Origin of the sequence: Janthinobacterium sp. 75, from assembly GCF_004365495.1 — a bacterium.
Taxonomy (GTDB): domain Bacteria; phylum Pseudomonadota; class Gammaproteobacteria; order Burkholderiales; family Burkholderiaceae_D; genus Janthinobacterium.
Genome location: NZ_SORD01000001.1, coordinates 2,164,225 through 2,181,209, shown reverse-complemented (window position 1 = coordinate 2,181,209; position 16,985 = coordinate 2,164,225). Strand labels below are relative to the sequence as shown.

Sequence of the window (16,985 nt, the reverse complement as noted above, 5' to 3'; positions counted from 1 at the left end):
GCGTGCCCACTGTTAATCTGATTGCATCACCGGACCGCCATGGTTCGCGCAACCACCAACCGAAGAGATATTGTCGATGAGTTCAAGCACCGCCCGTTCCCAGCTTCCCGCCCTCCCCGTAAAAACCGTTATCGCCGCCAGCCTGATCGCCTGCTTCAGCCTGCCAATGCAGGCGCAAGCGCAGCAAGAACTGCCGGCCGAAGGCGAATTGCAATCGGTGGTGGTCACCGGCACCTTCGCCAAAAACCGCCGCACCATCGATTCCGAATCGCCGATCGACATCCTTACCTCGCGCGACCTGCAAAGCACGGGTTCGGGCGAGCTGGCCACCGTGCTGGCGCGCCTGCTGCCATCGCTGAACTTCGCCCGCGCCACGGGTGCCGACGCCAGCGACGCCGTGCGTCCGGCCCAGCTGCGCGGCCTGTCGCCCGACCAGACGCTGGTGCTGGTGAACGGCAAGCGCCGCTATACCTCGGCCGTCGTCAACGTCAACGGTTCCCTGGGCCGCGGCTCGGCGCCCGTCGACCTGAACGCCATTCCCCTGGCCGCCATCGACCACGTGGAAGTGCTGCGCGATGGTGCGGCGGCCCAGTACGGCTCTGACGCGATTGCCGGCGTGATCAACATCATCCTGAAAAAAGGCGCGGCCGGCGGCGATATCGAAGTAGGCTATGGCCAGACGCAGGAACGCGACGGCAAGCAAAAATCCATCAAGGGATCGGCCGGCTTCGCCCTGGGCGACGACGGCTGGGTGCGTGTCTCGGCGGAAGTGGCCGAACGCGATCCGACCAACCGCGCCGGCGCCGATTTCCGCAATCCGCTGGAGCCGCGCTATGGCAAGGTCAACCAGCGCTATGGCGACCCGGAAAGCAAGCCGGCAACGATTTTCCTCAACAGCGAATACCACATCAATGACAATGTGGACTGGTACGCCTTCGGCAACTACGGCAAGCGCGACACCTCGGCCGCCGCCACCTGGCGCACGGCCCTGATCCAGGACCCGAATAATTCGAAGCTGTTCGTCCAGCGCACGCCGCTCTTCCCGGAAGGCTTCTTGCCGTTGCAAAACAGCACTCTGACCGACCAGTCCATCGTCACGGGCTTGCGCGGCGAGGCGGCCGGCTGGCGCTGGGATGCCAGCATCAATTACGGCAGCAACAAGTTCGAACTGGACCTGGACAATACGGTCAACCAGTCGCTGGGCGCAAACAGCCCCACGCATTTCTATGCCGGTTCGCTGAAAAATGAGCAGACCGTGTTCAACCTCGATGCGGCGCGCGAATTTCCCGTCTCTTACTTTACGGGACCGCTGACTGTGGCTGTCGGTGCCGAAGCGCGCCATGAAAAGTACAGCATCGGTGCCGGCGACGAAGCGTCGTACACGGGTGGCGGCTCGCAAGGCTTTGCCGGCTTCCGTCCTGCCAACGCAGGCAGCCACTCGCGCCACAACGAGTCGATCTATGTGAACCTGGAAGCGGAAGCGACGAAAAACCTGTCCGGTGGCGTAGCCCTGCGCCATGAGCGCTACAGCGACTTCGGCAGCACCACCTCGGCCAAGGGTTCGGCGCGCTACGCGTTCAGCGATGCCCTGTCGCTGCGCGGCACCGTGTCGAGCGGTTTCCGCGCGCCATCGCTGGCGCAGCAGTACTACACCATTACCACCACCAACTTCCAGGTCGTCAACGGCGTCAACACGCCGATCGAGACGGGCACCTTCGCCGTCAACACGCCGCAGGCGCGCGCCCTGGGCGCACAGGATCTGAAACCGGAAAAGGCCCGCAACTACAGCCTGGGCCTGCAGTTCCAGCCTAGCCGCAACTTCACGACGACAGTGGACGCCTACCGCATCGACATCGACAACCGCATCCTGTTCTCAGCCAATCTGGTCCTCAGCAATGCCTTGAAAAACGTCCTTGCTGCGCAGGGCACGCCGGTGGGTTCGGGTCGCTATTTCACCAACGCCGTCGATACGCGCACGGAAGGCGTGGACATCGTCAGCACCTACCGCATCGACCTGCAGGACAAGGACCGCCTGGACCTCACCGTGGCGTACAACCATAACAAGAGTACGGTACAGAAAATCGCCGACAATCCGGCCATCCTGACGGCCAACAACCTGAAACTGATCGACCGCCAGAGCATCGACCGCATCACGGTGGCGTCGCCAAAGGACAAGTTCAGCCTGGCCGCCGACTACGGCTTCGGCATCTGGAATGCACACGGTGTCGTGACGCGCTACGGCAGTTTCACCGTGCCGCAAAACGATGTCAAGCTGGACCAGACGTATGATCCGCAATGGGTGCTGGACGTGTCCGGTTCCGTGAAACTGGGCAAGAACTGGCGCCTGGTGGCCGGCATCGACAACGTCACCAACCGCTACCCGGCGCAAGTGACCAGCAACGGCAACCTGAACGTCAACGGCACCCAGCCCTACAGCATCTTCGCGCCGAACGGTTTCAACGGCCGCTATTACTATGCCAAGGCGGGTTATAGCTGGTAAAAGCTGCTGACAGCAACGCAGCATATAGAACGGGAGGCATTTGCCTCCCGTTTTTTATTGCGGCCTATGACATCAAATAAAGCACTGGCGTACGGGTGGCCATCCTGGCAGGCAATCGGCTACCATGGACATTCCCCCAACTCTGACGACGGAATACCATGCCCAGCTGGCATCTGACCGACGCCGCCGATCTGGCAGCGCGCCACCCTTACACCTTCTATAAATCGCCGCCCGAGGCCATCGCCCAGGTACGCCCCGGCGACGTGGTCAAGCTGATCTTCGCCTTCCACAGCGACGATCCGCAGGCACCGGGCGCCGAGCGCATGTGGGTGCTGGTGGAGATGATCGAGCCGCATGGGCATTTCACGGGCAAGCTAGACAACATGCCCGGCTACATCGCCGATTTGCACGCCAAGGACCCCGTCGATTTCGAAGCGCGCCACATCATCAATACGCAGCACGACGATGACGATAACCTCGTCAACCGCTATGCGGGCCTGTGCTTCGTCACCAAACGCGTGCTGGAAGATGGCGCGCCCGTCGGCTATCTGTACCGAGAAGACCCCGACAACGACGACGACAGCGGCTGGCGCTTCACGGCCAACGACGAAAGCGATGACTACATCAACGACAGCGCCAACGTGGCCCTCGTGTCGCTGGGCGCCGTGCTCAGCGTGGACGACCGTTTCATCCGCCTGCTGGATTCTCCGGCCGGGTCAGCCTATGCTTTCGACCACAAGACGCAACAATTCATGGCGGTTGACGAATGACTAGCGATGAACTGAAAGATTTTTGCGCAGCCCTGCCCGGCGCGCAAGCCGTGCTGTACGGTGCGCCGTCGAACATCCTCGTGGTTGAAGTGGGCGGCAAGAAGTTTGCCTATTTCAAGACCAGCATGCCCGAGCAGTGGCGCTTCAGCCTGCGCGTCAGCGCGGAGCGCTTTATCGAACTGACGGACATGCCCGGCGTCAAACCGGCCCGCTACATGGGCCGCTTTCACTGGGTCACGATCGTTGATGTAGTGCGCTTCCCACCTGATTACCTGGCGGAACTGGTACAGGCTAGCTATGCGCGCGCCGTCGCCAGCCTGACGCGCGCGCAAAGGGCGGCGATCGCCTAGAGGGCGTCTTCTCCCGCCATGGCGCGGTCGATATCTTCGCGCGTCAGATCCGGTGCCAGCTGCAGGATGAACTCGTAGGCATAGGCGCGCAGATAGGCGCCGCGGCGCACGGCCAAGCGCGTCGTGTTGGTAGCGAACAGATGCGACGCTTCCACTGCCCTTAAACCCTTGTCGCGGCCATGGTCGAAGGCCATCGAGGCCACGATGCCCACGCCCAGGCCCAGCGCCACGTATTGCTTGATGACGTCGGAATCCATGGCCGTCAGGATGATGTCGGTGGCCACGCCCGCCTTGGTGAACGCATCGTCGATATGGCCCCGTCCCGTGAAACCCTTGTCGTAGGTAATCAAGGGATATTTCGCCAGGTCTTCCAGGCGGATGGGCGAGTGCTCGAGCAGCGGGTGGCCGTCCGGCACGACGATCAGATGGCTCCAGCGGTAGCATGGGAACGACACCAGGTCGGGGAACTGGCTCAGGCCTTCGGTCGCGATGCCGATATCGGTCTTGCCCGACAGCACCCACTCAGCGATGTGCTCGGGCGCGCTTTGTTGTAGCGCAATACGCACGTCGGGGAAGGCGGCACGGAAGCCCTGCACCACTTTCGGCAGCGCATAGCGCGCCTGCGTGTGCGTGGCCGCCACGGACAAAGTCCCGCTGGTCTGGCCGCTGTATTCGAGGCTGGCCTGCTGCAGGTTTTCCGCCTCGATCAAGAGACGGTCGACGATTTTCAGAATGCCCTTGCCCGGCTCCGTCAAGCCAGTCAAGCGCTTGCCGTTGCGCTCGAAAATCACCACGCCCAGCTCATCCTCGAGTTCGCGGATCTGCCGGCTCACGCCCGGCTGCGACGTGAACAGGGCGTTCGCCACTTCCGTCAGGTTATAGCCGCGGCGGGCCGCTTCGCGGATCGATCGCAGTTGTTGAAAATTCATAGTGTTCCAGCCTCTTAGGTTCTTGTCGGTTCAACGAACACGTGTAATCGTTTCGGGCGCACGACCAGGGTCTCGCCCTCTTTCAGCTGCAGATGGGTGAAGCGCTCGTTCGACATCACCGCTTCGATCAGTTCGCTGTTATCGATGCGCTGCAAGTCCAGCTGGGCCAGCGGGCCGATGGCATGCGCGCGGCTCAGCTTCACGACGATGCCTTCGGCACCCTGCGTGTAGCGGTCGATTTCCAGGTCGTGCGGACGCACATAGGCCGTGCCCTTGCTGTCGCTCACGCCCGCGTAATCAGGCACCTCGAAGCTGGCGTCGCCCGTGGCCATCACACCGTCATGCACGCGGCCGTGGAACAGGTTGACGTTGCCCAGGAAGCCGTACACGAAAGGCGACGCCGGGTGGTTGTACACTTGCTCAGGGGAACCCAGCTGCTCCACGGTACCCTTGTTCATCAGCACCACCTGGTCCGCCACTTCCAGCGCCTCTTCCTGGTCATGCGTAACGAAAATGCTGGTGACATGCAAGTCGTCATGCAGGCGGCGCAACCAGCGGCGCAATTCCTTGCGCACCTTGGCGTCGAGCGCGCCGAACGGTTCGTCCAGCAGCAGCACACGGGGCTCGACGGCCAGCGCGCGCGCCAGGGCGATACGCTGGCGTTGCCCGCCCGACAGTTGCGGCGGATAGCGGTCGGCCAGCCAGTCCAGCTGCACCAGTTCCAGCAAATCTTTCACCTTGCGGCGGATCTGGTCTTCCGACGGGCGCTCGCTGCGCGACTTCACGCGCAAGCCGAAGGCCACGTTCTCGAACACCGTCATGTGCTTGAACAGCGCATAGTGTTGAAACACGAAACCGACTTGGCGCTCGCGCACGTGGCGGTTCGACGCGTCTTCCGCATCGAGCAGCACCTGGCCGCTGTCCGGATGTTCCAGGCCGGCGATGATGCGCAGCAAGGTGGTCTTGCCGCAGCCGGACGGGCCCAGCAGGGCCGTCAGTTCGCCGGCGGGAAAGTCCAGCGAGATATTGTCGAGGGCGACGAAATCGCCAAAACGCTTGTGGATGTTTTTAACTGCGATGGTCATATCAGTGCTCCGTGGAACGTAAGGCGGAATCGTCGGCGTCGCTCTCGTTCAAACGCCACTCAATGAAAGCTTTCAGGGCCAGGGTCACCAGCGCCAGCAGGGCCAGCAGGGAGGCGACGGCAAACGCGGCGGCGAAGTTGTACTCGTTGTACAAAATCTCCACCTGCAGCGGCATGGTGTTCGTTTCGCCGCGGATATGGCCGGAGACCACGGACACGGCACCGAACTCGCCCATGGCACGGGCATTGCACAGGATCACGCCGTACAGCAGACCCCACTTGATATTTGGCAAGGTCACTCTGCGGAAAGTATTCCAGCCCGACGCACCCAGCACGAGGGCGGCCTCCTCCTCTTCGCTGCCCTGCGACTGCATCAGCGGGATCAGTTCGCGCGCCACAAACGGGAAGGTAATGAAGATGGTGGCCAGCACGATGCCGGGCACGGCAAACAAAATCTTGATGTCGTGTTCCTGCAGCCATGGTCCGAACCAGCCCTGGGCGCCAAACATCAGCACATAGATCAGGCCGGAAATCACGGGCGAGACGGAAAACGGCAAGTCGATCAGGGTCAGCAGGATGCTCTTGCCGCGGAATTCGAACTTGGCGATGCACCAGGAGGCGGCAACGCCAAACACCAGGTTCAGCGGCACGGCGATGGCCGCCGTGATCAGGGTCAGCTTGATGGCGGAAATCGCGTCCGGATCGATGATGGCGGCGATATACGCTTCCCAACCCTTCTTGAACGCTTCCGCAAACACAGCCACCAGGGGCACGATCAAAAAGGTCGTCAGGAACAGCAAGGCGATGGTGATCAATACCGTGCGCACCCACAAAGGTTCCAGCACGACGGGACCGACATTCGGCTCAAAACGGCGCGCTGTCGGCCGTGCATTGTCCACGCCAGCGACGGCAGTCGTATTCGTACTCATGATTTCTTCGCCTTTCCGCGCGTCCATGCTTGCAGCAGGTTAATCGTCAACAACAGCAGGAAGGACACCACCAGCATCACCACGGCGATGGCTGTGGCGCCTGCGTAATCGTATTGCTCCAACTTCGTAATAATGAACAGCGGCGTGATTTCCGACACCATCGGCATATTGCCGGCGATAAAGATCACTGAACCGTACTCGCCCGTGGCACGGGCAAAGGCCAGCGCAAAGCCCGTCAACAAGGATGGCAGGATGGTCGGGAAGATGACGCGGATAAACGTTTGCAATGAATTGGCGCCCAGGCTGGCGGCCGCTTCTTCCAGTTCCTTTTCCGCGTCTTCCAGCACCGGTTGCACGGTGCGCACGACAAACGGCAAGCCGATGAAGGTCAGCGCCACCACCACGCCCAGCGGTGTGAACGCCACCTTGATGCCCAGCACGCCTTCGATGAACTGGCCGAACCAGCCGTTCGACGAGTACAGGGCCGTCAGGGTGATGCCGGCCACGGCCGTCGGCAAGGCAAACGGCAAGTCGACCAGTGCGTCAATGATGCGCTTGCCGGGGAATTTATAGCGCACCAGCACCCAGGCCAGGATGCCGCCAAACACCACGTTCAATAGCGCGGCGATCAGCGAGGCGCCAAATGTCAGCCTGTATGACGCCATCACGCGCTCGGACGTGACGGCGCTGAAGAAGGCGTCCCATGTCATGGTGAAGGTTTTCAGGAACACCGACGACAGCGGAATGAGGACGATCAAGGCCAGGTAAAAGAGCGTGAAGCCCAGTGACAGCTTAAACCCCGGCATGACCCGAAACGGCGCTCCGCGCGCCTTGAGCGGTGCTGCTGATGCTGCAGACATAGAAACTCCTTCTTATTACATTTTTGAGTTATAGGGCGCAATAATCACATGCAATCGTTATAAAAAGAACTAACCATTTCTCATTTGCTTAGATGGATTTTGCATACTTGCTGGCAGAATCGACTGGCGAAAAAAAACGCACCGATGAGGTGCGTTTTTGCTTCTTAGACATATTTATACCCGAGACAAATGCTGGGATCAGACCCGACGGGTCTGACCCCGGAATTACTTGTTGGGCTGCGGCGTCAAGCGCAAGTACGGTTTCGCGGCCGTAAAGCCCTTCGGGTATTTCTGCTTGATCACGTCCGGGTCTTGCACGGTCAAGGGAATGATGACGTCGTCGCCATCTTGCCAGTTGCCGGGCGTGGCGACCGTGTAGCCGTCCGTCAGTTGCAGGGCATCGATGACGCGCAGGATTTCATTGAAGTTGCGGCCCGTGCTGAGCGGATACGTGAGGATCAGGCGTACTTTCTTGTTCGGGTCGATGATGAAGACGGAGCGCACGGTAGCCGTGACGGATTGCTCCGGATGGATCATGTCGTACAGCACCGACACTTTCTTGTCGACGTCGGCGATGATGGGGAAACCCACCACGGTGTTTTGCGTCTCTTCGATATCCTTGATCCAGCTCTTGTGCGACTCGGCAGCGTCCACGGAGAGGGCGATGGCCTTCACATTGCGCTTGTCAAATTCCGGCTTGAGCTTGGCTGTCAAGCCCAGTTCCGTGGTGCACACGGGGGTAAAGTCGGCCGGGTGGGAAAACAGCACCACCCAGGAATCGCCAGCCCACTCGTGGAACTTGAGCGTGCCGATCGAGCTGTCTTGTTCAAAATCAGGGGCGACATCGCCCAGGCGTAAGGTCATCGTGATCTCCTTGAAAAGTTATGTGGCAGGATGTTCGTCGTGTCAGGCTGCCTGACGGTGGCGTTTGTCGCTTTGCGCCAGATCAAACAGTGTCTGCAGTTGCGCCTGGCCGTAGACCCAGTCCCCCAGGCGCGACTCGGCGTTGATATGGCCCAGCGCACCGCCATCAATATACTTGCAATTCCAGCGCCGTGCCCACTGCGCCGCGTGTTCGGCCGTCATCCACGGGTCGGTCTGGCTGGCGATCAAGATGCCGGGGCAAGGCAATCGCTTTTGCGGCAAGGCTTTCGCTACGCCAAACTTGTCCGGATCGGCAGGCCCCACCAGCAGCACGCCGGCCACGCCCTGCGGGTCGCGGGCCAGGCTGTGCGCCGTCGTCAGGCAGCCGAAGCTGTGGGCGACGATCAGGATGGGGCGCGCATCTTGCCGCCGCACCTGATCCAGACGCGCCGACCAGGTGGCCAGGTCGGGCTCGTTCCAGTTGTCCTGCTCGACCCGCTCAAATTGCGGATACAGGCGCTGCCAGCGGCTCTGCCAATGCTCGGGGCCGCTGTTATGCAAGCCCGGCACGATCAGTACCCGGTAATCGGAAAAGCTGCGCAGCGCCATGATGGATCCCTTTTGGTAACAGTCTGGCAATCGTCTCCGATTGCCATCCGACATTACTTGGGTTGGTAGATCTGGTCGAAGATGCCGCCGTCGGCAAAGTGCGCCTTCTGTGCTGCCGTCCAGCCGCCTGCCACTTGCTCGATGGTGAACAGGTTGACCTTGGCGAACTGGGACGCGTATTTCTTCGCCGCCTTGTCCGTGGCCGGACGGTAGTAGTTCTTGGCGATGATATCCTGCGCTTCGTCCGTGTACAGGTAGTTCAGGTAAGCCTCGGCCACCTTGCGCGTACCGTGCTTGTCGGCAAACTTGTCGACGACGGCGACGGGCGGTTCGGCCAGGATGCTGACGGACGGCGTGATGATGTCGAACTTGGTCGGGCCCAGTTCCTTGACGGCCAGGTAAGCCTCGTTTTCCCAGGCGATCAGCACGTCGCCGATACCGCGCTCAACGAAGGTGGTGGTGGCGCCGCGCGCACCTGAATCGAGCACGGGCACGTTTTTATACAGTTTGCCGAGGAATTCCTTGGCCTTGGCTTCGTTGCCGCCCGGCTGGCGCAAGGCGTAGCCCCAGGCAGCCAAATGGTTCCAGCGGGCGCCGCCCGAGGTTTTCGGATTCGGCGTGATGACGGACACGCCCGGCTTGATCAAGTCATTCCAATCCTTGATGCCTTTCGGGTTGCCCTTGCGCACCAGGAACACGATGGTCGAGGTGTAAGGCGAGCTATTGTGCGTCAAGCGCTTTTGCCAGTCGGCGGCCAGCAGCTTGTGTTCGGCCAGCGCGTCGATGTCATAGGCCAGGGCCAACGTGACGACGTCCGCTTCCAGGCCGTCAATGACGGCACGCGCCTGCTTGCCGGAACCGCCGTGCGATTGCTTGATCTTGACGTTGTCGCCTGTCTTGCCTTTCCACTCCTTGGCAAATGCCGTGTTCACATCCTGGTACAACTCGCGCGTCGGGTCATACGACACGTTGAGCAGGGTGATATCGGCAGCTTGCGCCGTTTGCAGAACGGCAAACGCGCTGAGGGCGGCGGCAATGATGATTTTTTTCGACAGCATCTAAGATCCCCGTATGGTTGAACTTTCAGAGCCACCAGATTACGGCGCAACGGCCGCAAAGAGAACGAAGCGTTTCGTCGTTTGATATGCGTTTTTCGCATATGGGCGGTGCGCAACGGGGATATAACGCTTAATAAAAGCGGTTGAACAATACAACGGCCCAGGTAGCAAAGGCCAGGATGCAAGTCAGCAGCACGGCGGCGCTGCCGAAGTCCTTGGCGTTTTTCGACAGAGGATGAAGCTCGAGCGAGATGCGGTCGACCACGGCCTCCAGCGCAGAGTTAAGCAATTCTATGATCAATACCAGCAGCAGCACGCCGATCAGCACCAGCTTTTCAAAGGCGGAGATGCGCAGCAGCAAGGCGATCACCGTGCCGACGACGAACAAGCCTAGTTCCTGGCGGAATGCATGTTCATGGCGCCAGGCCGCCTTCAAGCCGTCGAGCGAGTAGAAAAAGGCGGAAAAAATCCGTTTCAAGCCGCTCTTGCTCTTGAATTCATTGACAGGTTGCATAATTTTCCATGGTTCAAAGTACGTCCAGCCGCCAATTATGACGGCCAATATGAGAATTGTGACAATTTATTCGCTGAATATCTCGGAACATTTCACTATTTTTTCACATCATGGTATAAAGAAGCATGAATACTGCATTGCACCAAATCCATCATGAAAATTGAACCGGTCGCTGCCCCGAAGACGACGATCCAGGTCATCGAACGCATGGTCGCCCTGCTCGATGCCCTGGCCAAATATTCCGACCCGGTCAGCCTGAAGGAATTATCCAAGGTTTCCGGCCTGCACCCGTCGACGGCGCACCGCATCCTCAACGACATGGTGCTGACGCGCTTTGTCGACCGCATCGAACCGGGCACGTACCGCCTGGGCATGCGCCTGCTGGAACTGGGCAATGTGGTGAAAAGCCGCCTCAGCGTGCGCGAAGCGGCGCTTGACTTCATGCGCCAGCTGCACAAGAAAACCCAGCAAACCATCAACCTGTCCGTGCGCCAGGGCGACGAGATCGTCTACATCGACCGCGCCTTTTCCGAGCGCTCTGGCATGCAAGTGGTGCGCGCCATCGGTGGCCGCGGCCCGCTGCATCTGACTTCGACCGGCAAGCTGTTCCTGTCAGTCGATGAGCCGAAAGCCATCCGCGCGTACGCCACGCGCACGGGCTTGGCCGGACACAACAAAAATTCCATCACGGATCTGCAAAAACTCGAGCGCGAGCTGAGCCTGGTGCGCGAGCGCGGCTATGCGCGTGACAATGAAGAGCTGGAACTGGGTGTGCGCTGCATGGCCGCCGGCATCCGCGACGACTCTGGCAAGCTGATCGCCGGCCTGTCGATCTCGGCGCCAGCCGACCGCCTGCAAGATGAGTGGCTGGTGGACCTGGTCGAGACGGCGAACCAGATTTCTGTCACCTTGGGATTTATACCGCAGGACTAGACCACTGCCGCATAAAAATGTTCAGGGCAAGGCGCACTAACGAAGACAGTACGACTAGTACGGCGAGTTAGTGCAACGCTGCCATGGACATTCGCATTGAAACTTAATTAACCGCCAGGCAAGCTCATGTTGGCAGGCTTGAGTGCTTCCAGCCACTTTCGCATGCGTCCCGCATCGGCCGTACGTGACTGTTTCCCTTTGGAATCGAGGAAGACCATGATCACGGCTCGTCCCTCGATGACGGCCTGCATCATCAGACAACGTCCCGCTTCATTGATGAAGCCCGTCTTTTGCAAGCCGATTTCCCAGCCCGGATTGGCCACCAGGTGATTCGTATTGCCAAACTGCATGGGCTGGCCACTGGCCTCGACGATGGCTTTCGGGTCCGTCGAGTACTCGCGCAGCAAAGGATGGCGGAAGGCGGCCATGGCCAGCTTGCCCAGGTCACGCGCGCTGGCCACGTTCATTTTCGACAAGCCGCTGGAATCGACGTAATGCGTATCGAGCATGCCCAGCTGGCGCGCCTTGCTATTCATGGCGTCGACAAAGGCCGGCAAGCCGCCCGGATAATTGCGGCCCAAGGCCGAGGCGGCGCGGTTTTCCGAGCTCATCAGGGCAATGTGCAGCATATTGCCACGCGTCAATTGCGAGCCCACTTTCAGGCGTGAGCTGCTGAACTTGGCACGGTCGACATCCTCGTCCGTGATCGTCAGCACTTCATCCATGTCCTGGCGCGCTTCGACCACCACCAGGCCCGTCATCATCTTGGTGATGGAGGCGATGGGCAAGGCCACATTGGAATTCTTTTCAAACAGCACTTCCGAATTGTTCTGGTCCAGCACCAGCGCCACGCTGGACTTGAGGTCGAGCGGATCGCGCGTCAGGTTCAGGCCGGCCAGGTCGCCCATGGTGGGCATCGGTGCGGCCATGGGTACGGCCACGCTGCTGACTTTTTGATAGATAACCTTGCGTTTGCCACGCACCATGACGACCCGGCGCACGGTCTTTTCGCGCGGCGCGGCCGTCGCCCCCTTGCGCAGCACGACTTTGACTTTCTTGGTGTTGTGTTTCTTTGCGGCTGAGGATTTGCCGTTCGCCTCCCTGGCGTGCACGGCCGCAGCCGGCGCCAGCGCAAACAGCAGGGAAGCCAGGATACCCAGCGCAAGTTTAAACTTAGCCATTCGATAATTCCCCGTGAAGCTGTTGCCTTATTGCAGTGTAGCGAAATGCAGAGTAATCGCAAGCCTATTTAACAGTTGGAACAGTATTTATTGCAGTAACGAAATACAAATAGTTATCTATCAGCAAACAAACCTCTCCTTAATCAGCTGATTGCTTGTGCAAATCGCCAGAGTGTCTATTTATCCATGAATTTAACAAAGCCCGCCAGCGGCTCGCGTTCCGTGTTCAAGCGGTTCTCGATCTTGTCCGGGTCGGCATAGCCGAGAGCCATGCCGCACACCACCATTTCGCTGGCCGGCACGCCCAGTTCCTCGCGGATGATGTCATGGTAGTGGATGAAGGCCGCTTGCGGGCAGGTATCGAGTCCCCGCGCGCGCGCCGCCAGCATGATGTTTTGCAAGAACATGCCATAGTCGAGCCAGGACCCCTGTTCCAGCACCCTTTCGATGGTAAAGATCAGGCCCACGGGCGCATCGAAAAACTGGAAATTGCGTCCATGCTGGGCCGCCATGCCGGCCGTGTCGCCGCGCTCCAGGCCCAGCAGTTGATACAGATCCAGGCCGATCTTGCGGCGGCGCTCGATGAACGGCGCCGTCCACTGGCGCGGATAATACGTATACGACGCCGTGCGCGCGGGAGCGTCGGGCGCCTTGGGTGCGGCATAAGCGTCGAGGATGCGGCGCGACAGGCGCAGACGCGCTTCACCCGACAGCACATACACTTTCCACGGCTGCATGTTGGCGCCCGATGGCGCGCGCGCCGCCACCTCCAGGATGCGCGCAATATCGTTTTGCGCCACCGGCGTGGGCAAAAAGGCGCGGATCGAGCGACGCGACACAATGACGGCGTCCACGGCTTGCTGCGCCGACGGTGTTTCAGATACTTGTTTGCTCACTGCCCTGCTCTCCTGCTATTTCTTGACAACAAAAACCACGCCGACCACGGCTACCAGCATGCCGGCGATGCCCAGCATATTAAATGCTTCGCCAAACATCAGCCAGGCCATCACGGCCGTCGTGGGCGGCGTCAGGTACAGCAAGCCCGTCACCTTCGTCGCATCGCTGCGGCGGATCAGGGCGAACAGCAGGAATATGGCGCCGATGGACAGGACGAGTACAGACCACAGCAAGGCGCCAACAAAATTCGCCGTCCATTGGACGTTGCTGAAATGCAGGTCCAGACCTTCGTAATACAGGGCAAACGGCAACACGACCACGATGGAGGCGGCAAACTGCACCACTGTGCCCGTGCGCAAGTCGAATTGGGGACAGTGGCGTTTTTGATACATGGTGCCGGCCGTCATCGACAGCAGAGCGAACACGCACAGCAGCACGCTTTCCACGGTCAGGCCCACGAGATTGATCTTGGCATACACGACCAGAGCCACGCCCAGCAAGCCAAAGAATAGGCCCAGCCACTGGCGCGGGCGCACGGATTCGCCGATCAGGGGCGCGGCGCAGGCCGTCAGCACAGGCTGCATGCCCACGATCAGGGCGGACAGGCCGGCTGGCATGCCCAGCTTGATGGCGCACCAGACGCCGGCCAGATAGCCAGCCTGCATCAGGATGCCGGCCACGGCGATCTGGCGAAACTGTCCCACGGGCCACGGCGCACGCAACAGCAGCACCAGCGGCAGCAGGATCACCAGCACGCCCAGGAAGCGCAGCAGCAGGAAGGTCAGCGGCGGCGCGTACGGCAGGCCGAACTTGGCGACAATAAAACCTGTGCTCCATAACAACACAAAGAAACCGGGCAAGGCCATCGGCGCCAGGGTCGTCAAGAAAGGGGCTTTGGGGGCTTTGCCGCTGGCGCCGGCTGCGGCGGGAAGATTGGACATGGTATCAACTCGGGAAACGGGATCGGCACCGGGGCGCTGCGCCAGTGCGGGAGGCAAAGTCTAGCATGCTGCGCCGCAATCGTCCCCGCAGCCACTGGAAACGATAGTTTAAGTCCAAACTATTAACACACAGAAAGCAAATATTTCTCTTTAGAAACAAAGACTTTTGACGCAAATCTATTCAATTGTTGCATCGCACAAGAATCGCTTGACTTACGTTTTTTTCACCGTAGAATAGGGTTTGTTGCGTTGCACAATTCTTGTTCAGCTTGAAAATTTAGATTCACCTGCTTTCCCAAACGGTACACGCAGCATCAAATTAACCAGATTTCGATTTTTTGGAGATTTATATGTTTTCAATTCCTGAGCAATTTTCGTCCGCTACCAAAGCCAACCTGGAAGCCCAATTCGCCCTTTTCTCGTCGCTGACGGGCAAAGCCTTCGAAGGCATCGAAAAGATCGTCGAACTGAACCTGACCGCTGCCAAGGCAACGCTGGAAGAATCGACCGCCGCCGCCAAGCAATTGCTGTCGGCAAAAGATCCACAAGAATTCTTCTCGCTGAGCGCTGCTCAAGCCCAGCCTAGCGCCGAAAAGGCCATCGCTTACGGTCGTCACCTGGCTGCCATCACGTCCGGCACCCAAGCCGAGTTCAGCAAAGCAGCTGAATCGCAAATCGCTGAAACCAACCGCAAAGTCCTGTCGCTGGTGGAAGAAGTGACCAAGAACGCGCCAGCCGGTTCGGAAAACGCCGTTGCCATCCTGAAAAGCGCCATCGGCAACGCCAATGCAGGCTACGAGCAATTCTCGAAAACCAGCAAGCAAGCCGTTGAAGCCATCGAAGCGAACCTGACTTCGGCCGTGAACCAGTTCACGCAAGCGGCTGAAAAAGTCGCGCCACGCACGGCTGCCAAGTAATTCTTGCGCGACCGCTACGGCGGTCCGCTGTTACCGGCTCCTCCAGGCATCCATCCTGCACTTCCCCGACGGATGCCATTATGCCCCAGCCTCGCTGGGGCATTTTTTATGCCTGAGCACTTCCTGAGCGCGATTACTCCCCCAGATACGCCGCCTTCACGCGCGGGTCGTCGAGCATGGCGGCCGCATTGCCGCCCATGGTGACCAGCCCGGAATCCATCACATAGCCGCGGTGCGCCGCCTGCAGTGCCAGGCGGGCATTCTGTTCGACCAGCAAGATCGTAATGCCTTCGGATGACACCTTGCGGATCACCTCGAAAATTTTCTCGACCATGATGGGCGACAGGCCCATCGATGGCTCGTCAAGCAGCAGCAGCTTCGGATGGCTCATCAGCGCGCGCGCCATGGCCAGCATCTGCTGCTCGCCGCCGGAGAGGGTGCCGGCCATCTGCGCCGCCCGTTCCTTCAGGCGCGGGAATACGTCGAACCATTTCTCGATATCGGCCTCGACACCCGCCTTGTCCGTGCGCGTATAGGCGCCCATCATGAGGTTTTCGCGGATCGACATGCGGGTAAACACGCCCCGCCCTTCCGGCACCATGGCCAGCTTCCTTTCCACCAGGTGAAATGATTTCGTGCCCTTGAGCGATTCGCCCAGATAACTGATCGTACCTTCGATCTTGCAAGCAGGCAAAGTGCCCGTGATGGCTTTCAAGGTCGTCGTCTTGCCGGCGCCGTTCGCGCCGATCAGGGCGATCAGCTCGCCCTCGTTGACTTCCAGATCGATGCCTTTCACCGCCTTGATGCCGCCGTAAGCCACATGCAGGCCCGCGACCTTGAGTACGCTGTTGTTCAAGCCATTGTTACTCATGCGTGCGATCCCCCCAGATAAGCCTCGATAACGGCCGGGTTTTGTTGTATTTCTGCCGGCAAGCCTTCCGCGATGCGCTTGCCATACTCGAGCACCGTGATGCGGTCGCACAATCCCATCATCAGTTTCACATCGTGCTCGATCAACAGCACGGTCTTGCCTTCGGCCTTGATTTTCACCAGCAACTCGCGCAGGGCCAGCTTTTCCGTGGCGTTCATGCCCGCCGCCGGCTCATCGAGGGCCAGCAGGGTCGGGTCGGTCGCCAGCGCGCGGGCGATTTCCAGGCGCCGCTGGTCGCCATACGACAAAAAGCGCGCCGTGCGGTTGGCGAACTGGGCGATGCCGACGAAATCGAGCAGCTCCATGGCCCGCTTGCGGATGGACGCCTCTTCTTCGCGCGCCGCCTTGTGGCGGAAGATGGCGCCGAACACGCCCTGGTGCGAGCGCACATGGCGCCCCACCATGACGTTTTCCAGCGCCGTCATGTCGCCAAACAGGCGGATGTTCTGGAAGGTGCGCGCAATGCCCGCCTTGGCCACCTTGTGCGGCGCGGAGGGTGAATACGGCTTGCCGGCCAGCTCGAAGGTACCCGTGTCGGGCTGGTACAGTCCCGTGATGACATTGAAAAACGTGGTCTTGCCGGCGCCGTTCGGGCCGATCAAGCCATAAATCTGGCCTTGCCGGATGGTAATGCCCACGTCGGTCAGCGCCTGCAAGCCGCCGAAACGTTTATTCACGCCGGCGATGTTGAGAATGATTTGTTCGCTCATGCTATCCC

The 16,985-nt window shown here is 60.0% G+C and carries 18 protein-coding genes; 5 read left to right on the top strand and 13 right to left on the bottom strand.

All coding sequences use genetic code 11. The features are described from left to right. The first annotated feature begins 76 nt into the window (after positions 1 to 76). The 3 genes from C8C89_RS09930 to C8C89_RS09920 all read left to right on the top strand — a co-directional run bounded on the left by C8C89_RS09930 (position 77) and on the right by C8C89_RS09920 (position 3,620). A complete protein-coding gene (locus C8C89_RS09930; RefSeq protein WP_101482465.1) occupies positions 77 to 2,500 on the top strand; it encodes a TonB-dependent receptor in 2,424 nt (807 codons plus the stop codon). A 158-nt stretch (positions 2,501 to 2,658) separates the two neighbouring features. Beyond that, positions 2,659 to 3,270 carry a DUF2185 domain-containing protein gene (locus C8C89_RS09925; RefSeq protein ID WP_133989677.1) on the top strand — a complete coding sequence of 204 codons (612 nt, stop codon included), beginning with the start codon at positions 2,659 to 2,661 and terminating at the stop codon, positions 3,268 to 3,270. Next, entirely contained in the window at positions 3,267 to 3,620 is a 354-nt protein-coding gene (locus tag C8C89_RS09920) for an MmcQ/YjbR family DNA-binding protein (protein ID WP_101482467.1), read from the top strand. The genes C8C89_RS09925 and C8C89_RS09920 overlap by 4 nt, the downstream gene beginning before the upstream one ends. On the opposite strand, the gene C8C89_RS09915 is transcribed toward C8C89_RS09920, so the two are convergent. The 8 genes from C8C89_RS09915 to C8C89_RS09880 form a co-directional block, all read right to left on the bottom strand. Next, positions 3,617 to 4,549: a CysB family HTH-type transcriptional regulator gene (locus tag C8C89_RS09915; protein ID WP_101482468.1), complete on the bottom strand. Its 933-nt coding sequence runs from the start codon at positions 4,547 to 4,549 to the stop codon at positions 3,617 to 3,619. The two genes, C8C89_RS09920 and C8C89_RS09915, sit on opposite strands and share 4 nt — an antisense overlap. Before the next feature lie 14 nt (positions 4,550 to 4,563). Further along, entirely contained in the window at positions 4,564 to 5,634 is a 1,071-nt protein-coding gene (locus C8C89_RS09910) for a sulfate ABC transporter ATP-binding protein (RefSeq protein WP_096237561.1), read from the bottom strand. A 1-nt stretch (position 5,635) separates the two neighbouring features. Beyond that, positions 5,636 to 6,562 carry a sulfate ABC transporter permease subunit CysW gene (gene cysW / locus C8C89_RS09905; RefSeq protein WP_101484696.1) on the bottom strand — a complete coding sequence of 309 codons (927 nt, stop codon included), beginning with the start codon at positions 6,560 to 6,562 and terminating at the stop codon, positions 5,636 to 5,638. Further along, a complete protein-coding gene (gene cysT, locus C8C89_RS09900) occupies positions 6,559 to 7,368 on the bottom strand; it encodes a sulfate ABC transporter permease subunit CysT (RefSeq protein ID WP_070224513.1) in 810 nt (269 codons plus the stop codon). The genes cysW and cysT overlap by 4 nt, the downstream gene beginning before the upstream one ends. A gap of 279 nt (positions 7,369 to 7,647) precedes the next feature. Next, entirely contained in the window at positions 7,648 to 8,286 is a 639-nt protein-coding gene (locus C8C89_RS09895) for a peroxiredoxin (RefSeq protein WP_133989673.1), read from the bottom strand. 42 nt (positions 8,287 to 8,328) lie between these two features. Continuing rightward, positions 8,329 to 8,895 carry an alpha/beta hydrolase gene (locus C8C89_RS09890; RefSeq protein WP_101482471.1) on the bottom strand — a complete coding sequence of 189 codons (567 nt, stop codon included), beginning with the start codon at positions 8,893 to 8,895 and terminating at the stop codon, positions 8,329 to 8,331. 53 nt (positions 8,896 to 8,948) lie between these two features. After that, positions 8,949 to 9,953, bottom strand: a complete 1,005-nt coding sequence (locus C8C89_RS09885) for a sulfate ABC transporter substrate-binding protein (RefSeq protein ID WP_133989671.1) — start codon at positions 9,951 to 9,953, stop codon at positions 8,949 to 8,951. Positions 9,954 to 10,083: 130 nt separating this feature from the next. Beyond that, on the bottom strand, positions 10,084 to 10,467 hold the full coding sequence (locus tag C8C89_RS09880; protein WP_101482473.1) for a diacylglycerol kinase: 384 nt from the start codon (positions 10,465 to 10,467) through the stop codon (positions 10,084 to 10,086). 153 nt (positions 10,468 to 10,620) lie between these two features. Between C8C89_RS09880 and C8C89_RS09875 the strand changes: the two genes are divergently transcribed. Continuing rightward, on the top strand, positions 10,621 to 11,400 hold the full coding sequence (locus C8C89_RS09875; RefSeq protein WP_046685991.1) for an IclR family transcriptional regulator: 780 nt from the start codon (positions 10,621 to 10,623) through the stop codon (positions 11,398 to 11,400). 107 nt (positions 11,401 to 11,507) lie between these two features. Here the strand turns inward: C8C89_RS09875 and pbpG are convergent, their stop codons facing one another. The 3 genes from pbpG to C8C89_RS09860 form a co-directional block, all read right to left on the bottom strand. Beyond that, entirely contained in the window at positions 11,508 to 12,581 is a 1,074-nt protein-coding gene (gene pbpG / locus C8C89_RS09870) for a D-alanyl-D-alanine endopeptidase (RefSeq protein WP_101482475.1), read from the bottom strand. Positions 12,582 to 12,757: 176 nt separating this feature from the next. Next, entirely contained in the window at positions 12,758 to 13,477 is a 720-nt protein-coding gene (locus tag C8C89_RS09865; protein ID WP_133989669.1) for a nitroreductase, read from the bottom strand. A 15-nt stretch (positions 13,478 to 13,492) separates the two neighbouring features. Further along, positions 13,493 to 14,419: a DMT family transporter gene (locus tag C8C89_RS09860; RefSeq protein ID WP_101482477.1), complete on the bottom strand. Its 927-nt coding sequence runs from the start codon at positions 14,417 to 14,419 to the stop codon at positions 13,493 to 13,495. Positions 14,420 to 14,769: 350 nt separating this feature from the next. Between C8C89_RS09860 and C8C89_RS09855 the strand changes: the two genes are divergently transcribed. Beyond that, positions 14,770 to 15,336, top strand: a complete 567-nt coding sequence (locus C8C89_RS09855) for a phasin family protein (RefSeq protein ID WP_101482478.1) — start codon at positions 14,770 to 14,772, stop codon at positions 15,334 to 15,336. Positions 15,337 to 15,469: 133 nt separating this feature from the next. On the opposite strand, the gene C8C89_RS09850 is transcribed toward C8C89_RS09855, so the two are convergent. Continuing rightward, complete coding sequence (locus C8C89_RS09850) at positions 15,470 to 16,192, bottom strand: ABC transporter ATP-binding protein (protein WP_101484697.1); 723 nt, start codon at positions 16,190 to 16,192, stop codon at positions 15,470 to 15,472. An 11-nt stretch (positions 16,193 to 16,203) separates the two neighbouring features. After that, positions 16,204 to 16,977: an ABC transporter ATP-binding protein gene (locus C8C89_RS09845; RefSeq protein WP_070281341.1), complete on the bottom strand. Its 774-nt coding sequence runs from the start codon at positions 16,975 to 16,977 to the stop codon at positions 16,204 to 16,206. Between the last annotated feature and the right edge of the window lie 8 nt (positions 16,978 to 16,985).